This is a genomic window from Anoxybacteroides rupiense (assembly GCF_014196195.1).
Taxonomy (GTDB): Bacteria; Bacillota; Bacilli; order Bacillales; family Anoxybacillaceae; genus Anoxybacteroides; species Anoxybacteroides rupiense.
In genome coordinates, this window is the sequence record NZ_JACIDF010000003.1 from 362331 (window position 1) to 377646 (window position 15316).

Genomic DNA, 15316 nt, shown 5'->3' on the forward strand with positions numbered 1-15316 from the left:
ATTCCAATTGCAGCGGCAAGAATCATGGGCGTTAGGGGAAAAATCGTTTATTAAAGGGACGCATATCGTCACTATTTTTCATAACGAAAGCAACCTTTATTCCGTGGTCCGCATTCACGTTGAAGAAACGAATGAAGGGTATGACGAGCAAGAGGTTGTTGTAACTGGATATTTCCCGCGTATGAACGAACATGATGTTTATGTGTTTTACGGCGCTTTTAAAGATCACCCAAGATTTGGACGGCAATATGTAGCCGAGTATTTTCGAAAAGAAATGCCGCAAACAAAGGAAGGGTTGATCTATTATTTATCGAGCGATTTGTTTAAGGGGATCGGAAAGAAAACAGCGGAACAAATTGTGGAAGCGCTCGGGGACCAAGCGATTTCAGTGATACTAGCAGATCCGGAAGCGCTCGCGAAAGTGCCTAAGCTTCCGAAAAACAAAGCGAAAGAGCTATACGAAACGTTAAAGGAGCACCAAGGCCTTGAACAAATTATGATTGCTCTTTCTCAGTTCGGCTTTGGTCCGCAGCTGTCAATGAAAATTTACCAAGTATATAAAGAAGCTGCACTTGATGTCATTCAAAAAAATCCGTATCAGCTTGTCGAGGATGTAGAAGGGATTGGGTTTCGGCGAGCCGATGAGTTAGGCCAGCAGCTCGGCCTTTCCGGCAGCCATCCAGATCGTGTCCGAGCCGCCTGTTTATATGTCATCGAAAGCGATTGTTTGCAAGAGGGACATGTATATGTGACAAAAGAACAGTTGCTTTTTAAAGCTAAGCAGCTGCTTGAATCGAAAAGAGGAGAGGACATTCCTCCTGACATGATTGAGCGTGAACTGCTTGATCTAGCCAAGGAGGGAAAAGTCATTCATGAAGATGGCCGCTTTTATATTCCGACTCTTTACTTTGCGGAAAAAGGAATCATCACCAATATAAAGCGCCTGCTTGAACAAAAGGTAACAGGATTTCCAGAAGCGGAATTTTTGCTGGCGCTCGGCCGGTTGGAGGAGCGGTTGGATGTACAATATGGCCCGTTGCAAAAGGACGCGATTCAACAAGCGATTTCTTCCCCTCTGTTTATTTTGACAGGCGGGCCGGGAACGGGAAAAACAACGGTGATAAAAGGGATTGTGGAGATTTTTGCCGACCTCCACGGCGTTTCGCTTGACCCGAAGGATTATCATAAAGAAAATCCTTTTCCGATTTTGCTTGCTGCGCCAACAGGGAGAGCCGCAAAACGAATGAGCGAAGCGACAGGATTACCAGCGATGACGATCCATCGTTTACTTGGTTATAATGCTACAGAAGGATTTACTCATCATGAAGATGAACCGATTGAAGGAAATTTGCTCATTGTCGATGAAATGTCCATGGTGGACACATGGCTAGCTAACCAATTGCTGAAGTCCCTTCCAACTGGTATGCAAGTCATTTTGGTCGGTGATGAGGATCAATTGCCGTCAGTCGGACCGGGGCAAGTATTAAAGGATTTGTTAAAAACGTCGCGAATTCCTACTATTCGCTTGACAGAAGTATATCGTCAAGCAGAAGGATCCTCCATCATTGAATTGGCTCATTGTATGAAAAAAGGGGAGCTTCCTGCTGATCTAAGCTCTCCGAAAACAGACCGTTCCTTTATTCGCTGTAAAGCTGAACAAGTGGTTGATGTCGTGAGGCAGATTGCTGATAATGCGTGGAAAAAAGGGTATTCGGTAAAAGATATTCAAGTGCTCGCCCCAATGTATCGCGGTCCTGCCGGCATCGATCGTCTCAATCGAACGCTTCAAGAGCTGTTTAATCCAAAATTGCCACAAAAGCGCGAGCTGTCCAGCGGCGAAACGGTTTATCGCGTTGGCGATAAGGTGTTGCAGCTTGTCAATCAACCGGAGCAAAATGTGTTTAATGGCGATATTGGTGAAATTGTCGCCATCTTTTACGCGAAAGAGAATACGGAACAGCAGGACTTGGTTGTCGTATCCTTTGATGGAAACGAAGTCACTTATACAAGACAGGATTTAACACAAATTACCCACGCTTATTGCTGTTCGATTCATAAGGCGCAGGGCAGTGAATTTCCGATTGTGATTTTGCCGGTGGTGAAAAGCTATTATCGAATGCTACAGCGGAATTTGTTATATACAGCGGTGACAAGAAGCAAAAAATTTTTAATTTTATGCGGTGAGGAGGAAGCGTTTCGCATCGGAACGGCACGCTGTGATGACGGGGTGAGGCAAACAACATTAGCGGAAAAAATTCAACAGCTGTTTGAGCCTGCTGATGAAACGGAGCTGCCGTTGGATGATGCGGGGATCGGGATGGAAAACGTTTCACCGTATGACTTTATGATAGAAGAAACAAAATAAAACCATAAGGCACGCATCAAGCGCTCTTCCTTAGCCATGTATATTTTTACAACTGCTTGTCTAACATAACAGGTAAATGATGTGAAGAGGAGCGTGCCTTTTGGTGTTGAAATGTCCAAATTGCCAAAGTAAGGATTTGGGAAAAATAGGTGTGAATCAATATTATTGCTGGAACTGTTTTATTGAATTAACCATCAATAAAGGGATGATTCATACTCATCAAGTCGAAGAAGACGGAACGCTCAGCTCGCTCGATGATTTATTCAGCGATGAAGAACGAACGCTTTCGTCTTAAGGGAAGCGAGGAGGAATGACCATGAATCGTACAATGAAATCGCTCGCTGCTATTGGTTTGGGCGTTGCAGCTTACCAGCTTGTTCAACGCAATGGTGGTATGAATATGCGGAAAATGAAGAAGATGGGAAAGCAAATGATGCGTTCATTTATGTAACAAAGAGGGGGAGCCTATATAAAGGCCCCCTTTTTTGATGTATAATCTCCTCTCCTTCTTTTCAAACTATGGGAACAGGAGGGGTATTCGTGCAAAATGAGCAAATGCGTTTTTTCATTCGTCTTACCAAAATGCTGTTAGTCGTTATACTTCTATATTTTATTATGAGATTGAGGGATTTCTGGCTGCCTGTTTTACGGCTCATTGTTACGGTATTAACTCCGTTTATCATTGCGGCTTTTATCGCTTATTTGCTTCATCCGCTTGTCGAGTATATTCATAAAAGAGGAATTCCGAGAGCCCTAGCTATTTTAATGATTTATATCGTGTTTTTTGGAGGGGTGGGCTATGGTGCATACAAAGGGATTCCTGTGCTGCTTGATCAGTTGCAGGAACTGACTAAAAGCTTACCGATGCTGGCGGATACGTATCATGGATGGACGACGAAAATCCATGACCAAACAGCAAAATGGCCCAAAGAAATGCACAAGCGCGTGGAAACCTCTATTCTTGAAGTGGAGGCCTTGCTTGGCCTTTGGTTGACAAAGGCGGTTACAAGCGTTAAAAGCATCTTAAATTCAGCGATGGTCTTTTTACTTGTACCATTTATCGCCTTTTATATGTTAAAAGATATGGATGAAATGAAGCAAGCGGTTTGGAAACTAACACCGAAAAAGTGGCGAAAAGAAGGAATCGAATTTCTAAAAGATGTAGATGAGTCTTTAGGAAACTATATCCGCGGCCAGTTATTTGTTTGCACTTTAATTGGCGGAGTGGCTGCGCTTTCACTTTGGATTGCCGGCATGAATTATCCGCTTTTATTGGGGCTCATTATTGGCGCAACGAATGTCATTCCTTATTTTGGCCCGATTATTGGAGCGATACCGGCAGCCCTTTTGGCTGCGACGATTTCAGCAAAAATGATGATGATTGTGATGGGGATTATTTTTTTATTGCAATTTCTCGAAGGAAATGTTTTGTCGCCGCTGATTGTTGGAAAAAGCCTGCATATGCATCCCTTAATTATTATGCTCTCTTTGTTTTTAGGCGGGGAGCTTGCTGGAATTGTGGGAATGATTATTGCTGTTCCTTTTGTGGCGGTTTTAAAGGTGGCTGTTTTACATGCGCGCGAGCGTTTTAGTACACATTGACAAACGAAAGCCGCTTGTCTATAATCTTTGAATGAAAAGGTATACATGTATACATACAAGGCGATGAAGGATCGAGTATGTTACAGTCCATCTTAACGCGCCCGTGCGCACAGAGAGGAATTTCCGCGGCTGAAAGAAATTCCAGATGAAGGGTAACAGAACGCTAATCCCGAGCGCAGGAAAAACCTGACGGAGCAGCCACGTTACGGCTTATCGAGGTGATGGACGTCTTGTCCATAAGCAGGGTGGTACCGCGAGCGTAACTCTCGTCCCTGAGCAAGGGATGGGAGTTTATTTTTTATACCATAAATATGACTAAAGGAGGCACGAAAGATGAAAAAGCTTACATCAGCACAAATTAGGCAAATGTTTTTAGACTTTTTTAAAGAAAAAGGACATTCGGTAGAACCAAGCGCGTCTTTAATTCCGATTGACGATCCGTCGCTCCTATGGATCAACAGCGGAGTCGCGACATTAAAAAAATATTTTGATGGGCGCGTAATTCCAGATAACCCGCGCATTTGTAATGCCCAAAAATCCATTCGTACAAACGATATCGAAAATGTCGGCAAAACGGCGCGCCACCATACGTTTTTTGAAATGCTCGGAAATTTCTCGATCGGCGATTATTTTAAGCGTGAAGCGATCCATTGGGCTTGGGAGTTTTTAACAAGCAAAAGATGGATTGGTTTTGATCCTGGCCGCTTATCTGTTACGATTCATCCGGAGGATGATGAAGCGTTTGAAATTTGGCATGAAGAAATTGGGTTGCCGAAAGAACGGATCATTCGTTTGGAAGGGAATTTCTGGGATATTGGAGAAGGCCCGAGCGGACCGAATACCGAAATCTTTTATGACCGCGGGGAGCAATTCGGTAATGATCCAAATGATCCAGAATTATATCCGGGGGGCGAAAATGAGCGTTATTTAGAAGTATGGAATCTTGTTTTTTCTCAATTTAACCATAATCCAGATGGCACTTATACGCCGCTGCCAAAGAAAAATATTGATACAGGCATGGGTTTGGAGCGCATGTGCTCTATCATACAAGATGTGCCTACTAACTTTGATACCGATTTATTTATGCCAATTATTCAAGCAACGGAACAAATTTCTGGCGAAACATACCGCGTGGATGCGGAAAAAGATGTCGCGTTTAAAGTGATCGCTGACCATATTCGGACGGTGACGTTTGCGATTGGCGATGGCGCTTTGCCGTCCAATGAAGGACGCGGTTATGTATTGCGTCGCCTGCTTCGCCGAGCGGTGCGGTATGCGAAAAAACTGAATATCAACCGTCCGTTTATGTATGAATTAGTGCCGACAGTCGGTGAAATTATGGTTGACTACTATCCGGAAGTGAAAGCAAAAACGGAGTTTATTCAAAAAGTGATTAAAAATGAGGAAGAGCGTTTCCATGAGACGCTTCATGAAGGATTAGCCATTTTGTCAAGCGTTATCCAAAAAGAAAAAGCAAATGGCAGCCGCACTATTTCTGGAACAGATGTGTTCCGCCTTTACGACACATATGGATTCCCAGTTGAATTGACAGAAGAATATGCCGCCGAAGAAGGAATGACGATTGATCATGCCGGCTTTGAACAAGAAATGGAGCGTCAACGCGAGCGGGCTCGCGCGGCGCGCCAAGATGTCGATTCGATGCAAGTGCAGGACAGCTTACTTGGCGCCCTCAAAGTAGAGAGCCGATTTGTTGGCTATGACGAGCTCCATACTTCTTCTTCTATTGCTGTTATCGTGAAGAATGGCGAGCTTGTTGAGGAAATAAAAGAAGGAGAAGAAGCGCAAATTATACTTGATGTGACGCCATTTTATGCAGAAAGCGGCGGTCAAATCGCCGATCAAGGCTTTATCGAAGGAGAAGCGGCGAAAGCTTATGTAAAAGACGTGCAAAAAGCGCCAAATGGTCAGCATTTGCATCATGTGGTGGTCGAAAAGGGAACACTGAAGAAAGGCGAAACTTATCAGGCCTACCTGCTTGAAGAAAAACGCAACCGTATTGTCAAAAACCATACAGCCACCCATTTGCTGCACCAAGCGCTGAAAGATGTCCTTGGTACGCACGTCAATCAGGCGGGATCGCTGGTCACTCCAGAACGTTTGCGTTTCGACTTCTCGCATTTTGGACAAGTGAAACAAGAAGAGCTAGAGAAAATTGAAGCGATTGTTAATGAGCAAATTTGGCGCAGCCTTCCTGTTCAGATTGATTATAAGCCGCTTGAAGAAGCGAAAGCGATGGGAGCAATGGCGCTCTTTGGTGAAAAATATGGCGACATTGTCCGCGTTGTTCAGGTGGGGGCCTACAGCTTAGAGCTTTGCGGCGGCTGCCATGTAACGAACACGGCAGCGATCGGTCTTTTTAAAATTGTGTCCGAATCGGGCATTGGGGCTGGCACGCGCCGGATTGAAGCGGTCACGGGAGAAGCCGCCTACCGTTTTATGAATGATCAGCTTGCTTTATTACAGGAAGCAGCGCAGCAATTAAAAGCGAATCCAAAAGATGTAGTCGGAAGAATTGAAGCATTAATGAATGAAATCCGCCAGCTACAGCGTGAAAATGAATCGTTAGCTGCGCGCCTCAGCAATATGGAAGCCGCTCATCTGGCCGATCGAGTACAAGAAGTAAACGGCATTCAAGTTTTAGCAAGCAAAGTCCATGCGGCAGATATGACTAGCTTGCGCACAATGGTGGATGAACTGAAACAAAAACTTGGTTCAGCTGTGATCGTCCTTGCTTCCGTACAAGGCGAGAAGGTAAACCTCATTGCGGGCGTAACCAAAGATTTAGTTGAAAAAGGCTATCATGCAGGCAAACTGATTAAAGAAGTGGCTGTTCGTTGTGGAGGCAGCGGGGGAGGCCGCGCCGACATGGCTCAAGCGGGAGGAAAAGACCCGCAAAAAATAGGAGAAGCCTTGCAATTTGTCGAAGAATGGGTAAAATCCATTTTATAATTTCACTCTAATGGTGTACAATGGATGTAAGGTATGGCGATGCCAGTGTGAATGGAGAGCGAGGTGCATAACGGTGAGCTCATTTGATCAAACGATGCGGTTCAATTTTTCGGAAGAGCCGCCAGAAACGAATATTCGCGAAGTATTATTGACAGTATATGAGGCTCTTCAAGAAAAAGGGTATAATCCGATCAATCAAATTGTCGGCTATTTGCTATCTGGCGACCCAGCTTACATCCCTCGTCATAAAGATGCTCGTACGCTTATTCGGAAAATTGAACGGGATGAATTAATTGAAGAATTGGTGAAATTCTATTTACAGAGTCGTTGAAAGGATTGATTTATGCGCATATTAGGATTAGATTTAGGGACAAAAACGCTCGGGGTGGCCGTGAGCGATGAATTCGGTTGGACCGCTCAAGGAGTAGAAACCATTCCGATTGATGAGGAAAAAAAGCAATTTGGCTTGGAGCGGCTTCGTGAAATTATGGAAGAATATCAGGTGGAAACGATTGTGCTCGGTTTTCCTAAAAATATGAACGGCACAGTTGGCCCACGCGGTGAAGCGAGCCAGCGTTTTGCGGAATGGCTGAAACGCCAATTTTCCTTGCCCGTTATTTTATGGGACGAGCGTCTGTCGACAACAGCGGCAGAACGTATGTTGATCGCTGCGGATGTAAGCCGAAAAAAACGGCGCCAAGTGATTGATAAAATGGCAGCCGTCATCATTCTGCAGTCGTATCTTGACAGTAAACGATAATTGGAGGAAATAACATGGAACATGGTGATAAGCAGATTACAGTCGTAGACGAAAACGGAAACGAGCAGCTATGCGAGGTATTATTCACATTTGAATCTGAGGACTTTGGAAAGTCGTACGTTTTTTATTATCCTATTGGGGTTGAGTACGAGGACGAGGAAGAAACAGAGATTCACGTTTCCGCTTTTATTTCAGGAGAAGGCGAGAAGGAAGGAGAACTTCAGCCGATCGAAACGGAAGAAGAATGGGATATGATCGAAGAAGTATGGAATACATTTTGTGCGGATCAGGAAGAAGACGAGGAATAAATTCCTAAGGCGGCCGGGTAAGGCCGTCTTTTTTTGTAGAAAAAAATAAGAGATAGAAGAAAAAAGCAGAAATTTGTAGTATAATATCTCGAGAATGAAGGGAGGGATTATATGGACCATAATGGATTTGCTTCAAAGGATATCCAAACAGTAAGAAAAGTGGTCTTTATGATTAGCGCGCTTGTTTGCGTATTGTTGCTGACAACCGTTATAGGCGGTTATGTATATATCCGATCTGCACTTCAGCCTGTCGATCCAGAGGATAAAAAAACCGTTCAAGTCTCGATTCCCATTGGCTCTTCTGTAAGCGATATTGCTGCAATCCTTGAAAAAAAGGGGATCATCAAAAGCGCAGCTGTATTTCGCTACTATGTCAAATTTAAAAATCATGCTGATTTTCAGGCAGGAAACTATCAATTGACTCGCTCGATGACGTTAGAAGAAATCATTTCCTCACTAAAAACAGGAAAAGTGATGAGGGAAATGAAGCTGAAAATCACGATTCCGGAAGGAAAACAGTTAACGCAAATCGCGACGATTATCGCTCAAAAAACAGGGTATAAGCAGGAACAGGTCATGAATCAGCTTAATGACCGTGCTTACATTCAAGAGCTGATCAAAAAATATCCGATGGTTCTGTCGCCAGATATCTTAAACAAAAATATTCGTTATCCGCTTGAAGGATATTTATTTCCAGCGACTTATTCCTTCCCGGAAGAAAAACCGCCGCTACCTGCTATTATCGAGCCAATGATCGCCAAAACGGCAGAAGTGCTTGCAAAATATGAAGAAAAGAAAACCGAGAAAGGATTTACGACCCATCGGCTATTGACAATGGCTTCACTCATTGAGGCAGAAGCAACGGAAAAGGCTGACCGTCAAAAAATTGCGAGCGTATTTTATAACCGTCTGCGCATCGGAATGCCGCTGCAAACCGACCCAACGGTGCTTTATGCGCTAGGAAAGCATAAAGAACGCGTTTATTATGAAGATTTAAAGGTCAATTCTCCTTATAACACTTACATCCATCAAGGATTGCCGCCAGGCCCGATCGCAAATGCGGGAGAGATGTCGATTGAGGCGGCTTTGGAGCCGGCAGAAACCGGATATTTCTATTTTCTTGCTACTCCAGCCGGCGAAGTCATTTTTACGAGCACATTGGCTGAGCATAATCGCGAAAAGGCAAAGTATATTGGAAAAGAATAAATATTTCGCATTTCTGCCCGTTTTATGATAGTATATATAAAGTTATGGGTATGATCCTATATATTTCGTTCATAAGAGTCTAATGTGGACTCTTATTTTTACGAGGAGGAGCACGTTTGTTATCGCATGACATCATTCGCTATTTGCAAGATCTTATGCCAAAACGCGAAACAGTAATCCAAGAAATGGAAGATTATGCCCAAGAGCATCGTGTGCCTATTATGGATGCTGTCGGGATCGAAGTGGTGTTGCACGTTTTGCGTCTTATTCAGCCAATGCGCATTTTAGAAATCGGAACAGCGATTGGCTATTCGGCTATTCGGATGGCGCTGGCGCTGCCGAATGCGACGATCGTTACGGTCGAACGCGATCAAGAGCGGTATGAAAACGCGCTTTTTTATATAGAGCGAACCAAAACAGCTCATCAGATTCATGCGCTGTTTGGCGATGCGCTTGAAGTATCCAGCGAAGTAGAAAAATATGCCCCATTTGATGCCATTTTTATCGATGCAGCAAAAGGGCAGTATCAGCGGTTTTTTGAAATGTACGAGCCGTTTTTGGCTCCCCGTGGCGTTATCATTACCGATAATGTCCTTTTTAAAGGGCTTGTGGCGGCAGGAGATGGGATTGAAAATAAGCGAATTCGTTCGCTTGTGAAGAAAATTCGCCAATATAATCAGTGGCTGATGCAAAATGAAGCTTATGATACCGTCATTTTGCCGGTCGGCGACGGCATTGCCATATCGAGAAAAAGAGGTGAGAAACAGTGAAAAAACCAGAATTGCTTGTAACACCGACAGACGTTTCCCATATCCATGCTTTGGCGCAGGCAGGAGCGGATGCCGTTATAGTTGGCGAACAACGCTATGGTTTGCGCTTAGCTGGAGAGTTTAAGCGCGCTGAAATGGCGGAAGCGGTGGAAGTGGCCCGCCAGCATGGGATTCGCGTGTATGCGGCGATGAATGCGATTTTTCATAATGAGAAAATAGACGAACTAGGTGAGTATATTCGTTTTTTAGCTGATAGCGGCGTGGATGCTATCGTATTTGGAGATCCTGCTGTATTAATGACTGTACGTGAAGTAGCTCCGCATATGAGGCTCCATTGGAATACGGAAACAACGGCAACCAATTGGTATACATGCAACTACTGGGGGCGAAAGGGCGCGAAACGCGCGGTTTTAGCGCGTGAATTAAATATGGATGCCATTATGGAGATTAAAGAACATGCAGAAGTGGAAATTGAAGTGCAAGTGCATGGAATGACATGTATGTTTCAATCAAAGCGGTCGCTCATCGGCAACTATTTTGAATATCAAGGAAAAAAGATGGAAGTTGAAAAGCAAAAGTACGAAAAAGGAATGTTTCTGCATGACAAAGAGCGCGGTAACAAATACCCGATTTTTGAGGATGAAAACGGGACGCACATTATGAGCCCGAATGATATTTGCATTATTGACGAGCTTGAGGAAATGGTGGATGCGGGAATCGATAGCTTTAAAATTGACGGTGTGCTTCATGAATCGGACTATATTACGAAGGTGACAGCGATCTATCGCCGTGCCATTGATTTATGTGCGGGGAACCGCGAGCAGTATGAAGCGGAAAAAATGCAGCTGTTGGAGGAAATTGAAGCGATTCAGCCAAAGCATCGTCCTTTAGATACAGGCTTCTTTTTTAAAGAAACGATTTATTAAATGCAACATAAAGGAGGGAGCGGTATGTTGAAAAATGATCAAATTTCGCAAATCGTGAATGGAAAGCGTGTGATTGTGAAAAAGCCTGAGCTGCTTGCTCCTGCCGGTAACCTAGAAAAATTAAAAGTAGCTGTCCATTATGGAGCGGATGCTGTCTTTATCGGCGGCCAAGAATATGGGCTTCGTTCCAACGCCGACAATTTTACGCTTGAAGAAATGGCAGAAGGAGTCCAATTTGCCAATAAATATGGTGCCAAAATTTATGTGACGACAAACATTTATGCTCATAACGAAAATATCCCTGGACTTGAGGAGTATTTACAGGGGCTTGAGGAAGCGGGTGTGCATGGCATTATCGTGGCGGATCCTCTGATCATTGAAACGGCTCGCCGGGTAGCGCCAAAGCTAGAGGTGCATTTAAGCACCCAGCAATCTTTGGCTAACTGGAAAGCGGTGCAATTTTGGAAGGAAGAAGGACTGGAGCGTGTCGTGCTGGCCCGTGAAACAAGTGCGGAGGAAATTCGTGAAATTAAAGAGAAGGTGGATATTGAAATAGAAACCTTCATCCATGGGGCGATGTGTATCGCCTACTCAGGGCGCTGTGTCTTGAGTAACCATATGACGGCTCGCGATTCCAACCGCGGCGGCTGCTGTCAATCATGCCGTTGGGATTATGATCTGTACAAGCTTGATGGCAGCCAGGAAATCGCTTTATTTGATGAAAATGATGATCCATTTGCCATGAGCCCGAAAGATTTAAATCTTATTCAATCTATTCCCAAAATGATCGAATTGGGCATTGATAGCTTAAAAATTGAGGGACGGATGAAGTCGATTCATTATGTGGCCACCGTTGTCAGCGTCTATCGCAAAGTGATCGATGCCTATTGTGCCGATCCAGACCATTTTGTGATTCAAAAAGAATGGCTCGATGAGCTTGATAAATGTGCCAATCGTGATACCGCACCTGCCTTTTTTGAAGGGGTGCCAGGATATAAAGAACAGATGTTTGGGGTGCACGGCAAGAAAACAACCTACGATTTTGCTGGTTTTGTGTTGGACTATGACCGCGATACGAAAATGGTGACTTTACAGCAACGCAATTTCTTTAAACCTGGCGATGTTGTTGAATTTTTTGGTCCGGAAATCGATAACTTTACCCAAGTGGTGGGCACGATCTGGGATGAAGATGGAAACGAGATCGATGCAGCGCGCCATCCTTTACAAATCGTAAAATTTAAAGTAGAGAAAGATGTCTTCCCGTACAACATGATGAGAAAGGAGCGCTAAGATGGGGAAGAAGCCGGTGGTGATCGGAGTCGCAGGCGGCTCCGGTTCGGGGAAAACGAGTGTTGTCAGAGCCATTTATGAGCATTTTCAAGGGCATTCGATTTTAATGCTTGAGCAGGATTATTACTACAAAGATCAAAGCCACCTTCCATTTGAAGAGCGTCTAAAAACAAACTATGATCACCCTTTAGCTTTTGATAATGATTTATTAATTGAGCATTTGCATAAGCTGCTCAGCTATGAGTCGATCGAAAAGCCGGTTTACGATTACACGCTGCATACAAGAGCGGATGAAGTCATTTATGTCGAACCGAAAGATGTGATTATTTTAGAAGGAATTCTCGTATTAGAAGATGAGAGATTGCGCAACTTAATGGATATTAAAGTATATGTAGACACAGATGCCGATATTCGGATTATTCGCCGGCTGCAGCGCGATATTAACGAGCGCGGCCGAACATTGGAATCCGTGATTGACCAGTATGTTTCAGTCGTTCGTCCTATGCACAACCAATTTGTTGAACCGACGAAGCGGTATGCCGATATTATTATTCCGGAAGGCGGTCACAATCACGTAGCGATCGATTTGATGGTTACAAAAATTCAAACAATTCTTGAACAAAAGTCTTTTTTGTAATAACATAGCATAGATAACATATGAAGGATGAACGTTTCTTACCGTTCGCGGACATTTGGCTTAAGGGATATGCATATTCATAAAGCCTTATTTGTACGAACGCGCTTTGCCGTTCGTACCTTTTATATACATAAATATTTAAGGAGGTAAGGGGATATGTCAAATGAAAAACAATATCCAATGACGAAAGCAGGGAAGGAGAAGCTTGAACAGGAGCTTGAATATTTAAAAACGGTCAAGCGCAAGGAAGTCGTTGAACGCATCAAAATCGCACGCGGATTTGGCGATCTTTCCGAAAACTCCGAGTACGATGCGGCAAAAGATGAACAGGCCTTTGTAGAATCACGTATCCAAACATTAGAAAACATGATTCGCAATGCGCAAATTATCGAAGAAGACACTGAAAATCCAGATATCGTATCTCTTGGAAAATCTGTGACTTTTGTTGAGCTACCTGATGGTGAAGAAGAAACATATACGATTGTCGGAAGCGCTGAAGCGGATCCGTTTGAAGGAAGAATTTCCAATGATTCACCAATTGCTAAATCGCTAATCGGGAAAAAAGTAGGCGATGAAGTCAGCGTACAAACACCTGGCGGCGAGATGCTTGTCAAAATCGTAGCTGTACAGTAATAGAAAAGGTTTTAAAATCTTACACCTCGTCAACAATGAAGACGAGGTGTTTTTTATGAGCAAAAAACGGATGATCATCATGAGTGCACTTATACAACTTGGCATTTTTTTATTAATTGGCCGTCTCGTCCAAATTCAACTAGTGAGCACGGAATCATTTTCAAAAAATCATGTGAATTTAATTGAGGAAAGCGTGGCTCAGCGAACACAAGAAATGGTCATTAGCGATGGGCGCGGAACGTTTGTGGATCGCAGCGGTCAGCCGCTTGCAGAACAATCGGTTCCTTCCCTTATCCTGTTTCCTTTTTTAAAGAAAATGGATTGGCCAGTGGAAAAGGTGGCGGACATTTTACACGTTTCCGCAAGCTCCATTCGTTTACAGCTACAAGATGCGAAAGAACCGTTTGTGCTTTTAGCGGAAGACAAACCGCTTTCATTAACAAAGAACCAAATAAAAAAAATTAACCAGCTCCACATTCCGGGTGTCCTGGCCATTAATAAACAATATCCATTGGAGCATCCGTATGCTGAACATCTGCTCGGTTTTACACGAGAGGATCCGCAACTGCTGCGAGAGCGTTATCGTGACCGGAACCTTTCGCCGCACACAAAAATCGGGATTCATGGATTAGAAAAGGCATTTGATGAATTTTTGCTGCCTGAGGGAGAAACAAAGCTGTTATACCATGTCGATGCAGAAGGCGGGCCGTTATTTGGCATTGATGTGAAATATAACGATCCGGGAAATCCTTTTTATCCGATTACGGTTCAGACAACACTCGATCGCGACTTGCAGCGAATAATGGAGAAGGTATTAGAGGAGCACCAATTGAAAAAAGGTGGAGCTGTGCTGCTGGATGTAGAGACAAATAGCGTCTTGGGGATGGCCAGCCGACCAGCGATGGATCCGCGCGATCCATATAAAAATAATGCCGCGGAAAATCAAATGCTTCTCCCGCAAATTCCTGGCTCGGTCTTTAAAACGGTGATCGCTGCTGCTGCTATCGATAAAGGGGTGGCTACTAACAAACGAGCATTTGATTGCAGTCGAAAAATTGACGGCGCTACCCCTGATACGGAGCATTCTTATGGCGTGCTGCCTTTCGATGAAAGTTTTGCTGTCAGCTGCAACAACGCTTTTGCTACTTTAGGAAAAGAGCTTGTCAAGCAAGACCCTAACGTCATTGAACAATATGCGCAAATGCTTGGTTTGTATCCGCTTGTCGGTTGGGAGGGAGATGTATATCATTTTAAAAATTTCCGCCAGCTTCCTGAAGAAAAAAGCGGGACGATTTGGTATGACAAAAGCGACAAGTCCGTTCCTCTAGCCATAGCGCAAACGTCGATTGGACAGAAAAATGTCCGTGTTTCTCCGCTTGCTATCGCTAACATGATGGCCACGATTGCTAGGGGAGGAGAAGCAGAACAGGTAAGAGCCGTCGAGAAGATGCTCTATAAAAATGGAACCACCTTCTTTTCGTTTCATAAGCAGCCGTTTTCGAATGAAGGATCACTGTTGCGGTCGACAGTGACGAAATTGCAGGAGCTGCTTCGCAAGGTCGTTACCGATGAGCGCGGCACAGGCCGGAGATTTCAAACGCTTCCCTATGCGGTAGCAGGCAAATCGGGAACGGCGCAAACGGAAAAAAAGGCGGCAAATGGAGAAGCGCTGATTAATAAATGGTTTGCGGGCTATTTTCCAGCAGAAGCGCCTAAATATGTGCTGGTTGTTGTTGATCTTGACAGTCCGAACTCACAAGCTGTGACAAATGATGTATTTTATGATATTGTCAAGAGAATATATGAGTTTGATACGAAACAACATTCATAGGACGGAAATCCGAAATCA

General features: G+C 44.0%; 15 protein-coding genes. All 15 read left to right on the forward strand.

Translation table 11 applies throughout. The features are described from left to right. The first annotated feature begins 7 nt into the window (after positions 1-7). A complete protein-coding gene (recD2, locus tag GGQ95_RS07660) occupies positions 8-2365 on the forward strand; it encodes an SF1B family DNA helicase RecD2 (protein ID WP_183186567.1) in 2358 nt (785 codons plus the stop codon). Between the two features lie 103 nt (positions 2366-2468). Next, positions 2469-2660: a YrzR-like zinc ribbon domain gene (locus GGQ95_RS07665; RefSeq protein WP_044744703.1), complete on the forward strand. Its 192-nt coding sequence runs from the start codon at positions 2469-2471 to the stop codon at positions 2658-2660. Between the two features lie 21 nt (positions 2661-2681). Further along, positions 2682-2816 carry a DUF3918 family protein gene (locus tag GGQ95_RS07670; RefSeq protein ID WP_183186568.1) on the forward strand — a complete coding sequence of 45 codons (135 nt, stop codon included), beginning with the start codon at positions 2682-2684 and terminating at the stop codon, positions 2814-2816. A gap of 89 nt (positions 2817-2905) precedes the next feature. Continuing rightward, positions 2906-3967 (forward strand): AI-2E family transporter, encoded by a 1062-nt coding sequence (locus GGQ95_RS07675; protein ID WP_369824171.1) that lies wholly within the window; start codon positions 2906-2908, stop codon positions 3965-3967. Between the two features lie 333 nt (positions 3968-4300). After that, positions 4301-6937 carry an alanine--tRNA ligase gene (gene alaS / locus GGQ95_RS07680; RefSeq protein ID WP_080862258.1) on the forward strand — a complete coding sequence of 879 codons (2637 nt, stop codon included), beginning with the start codon at positions 4301-4303 and terminating at the stop codon, positions 6935-6937. Positions 6938-7010: 73 nt separating this feature from the next. After that, the gene (locus GGQ95_RS07685) at positions 7011-7268 is read left to right on the forward strand and encodes an IreB family regulatory phosphoprotein (protein ID WP_044744634.1); all 258 of its coding nucleotides are present in this window, start codon (positions 7011-7013) and stop codon (positions 7266-7268) included. A 12-nt stretch (positions 7269-7280) separates the two neighbouring features. Beyond that, positions 7281-7697: a Holliday junction resolvase RuvX gene (gene ruvX, locus GGQ95_RS07690; RefSeq protein WP_044744633.1), complete on the forward strand. Its 417-nt coding sequence runs from the start codon at positions 7281-7283 to the stop codon at positions 7695-7697. A 14-nt stretch (positions 7698-7711) separates the two neighbouring features. Continuing rightward, positions 7712-8005 carry a DUF1292 domain-containing protein gene (locus GGQ95_RS07695; RefSeq protein WP_044744632.1) on the forward strand — a complete coding sequence of 98 codons (294 nt, stop codon included), beginning with the start codon at positions 7712-7714 and terminating at the stop codon, positions 8003-8005. Between the two features lie 111 nt (positions 8006-8116). Further along, positions 8117-9211 carry an endolytic transglycosylase MltG gene (mltG, locus tag GGQ95_RS07700; protein WP_080862259.1) on the forward strand — a complete coding sequence of 365 codons (1095 nt, stop codon included), beginning with the start codon at positions 8117-8119 and terminating at the stop codon, positions 9209-9211. A 116-nt stretch (positions 9212-9327) separates the two neighbouring features. After that, positions 9328-9981, forward strand: coding sequence for an O-methyltransferase (locus GGQ95_RS07705; protein WP_044744630.1), 654 nt, complete (start codon positions 9328-9330; stop codon positions 9979-9981). Then, positions 9978-10907, forward strand: coding sequence for a peptidase U32 family protein (locus GGQ95_RS07710; RefSeq protein ID WP_183186569.1), 930 nt, complete (start codon positions 9978-9980; stop codon positions 10905-10907). The genes GGQ95_RS07705 and GGQ95_RS07710 overlap by 4 nt, the downstream gene beginning before the upstream one ends. 24 nt (positions 10908-10931) lie before the next feature. Next, the gene (locus GGQ95_RS07715; RefSeq protein ID WP_183186570.1) at positions 10932-12197 is read left to right on the forward strand and encodes a peptidase U32 family protein; all 1266 of its coding nucleotides are present in this window, start codon (positions 10932-10934) and stop codon (positions 12195-12197) included. Between the two features lies 1 nt (position 12198). Continuing rightward, entirely contained in the window at positions 12199-12834 is a 636-nt protein-coding gene (gene udk, locus GGQ95_RS07720; RefSeq protein ID WP_080862263.1) for a uridine kinase, read from the forward strand. A 156-nt stretch (positions 12835-12990) separates the two neighbouring features. Then, complete coding sequence (gene greA / locus GGQ95_RS07725; RefSeq protein WP_044744626.1) at positions 12991-13467, forward strand: transcription elongation factor GreA; 477 nt, start codon at positions 12991-12993, stop codon at positions 13465-13467. 55 nt (positions 13468-13522) lie between these two features. Then, on the forward strand, positions 13523-15298 hold the full coding sequence (locus tag GGQ95_RS07730) for a peptidoglycan D,D-transpeptidase FtsI family protein (RefSeq protein WP_080862264.1): 1776 nt from the start codon (positions 13523-13525) through the stop codon (positions 15296-15298). The last annotated feature ends 18 nt before the right edge of the window (positions 15299-15316 follow it).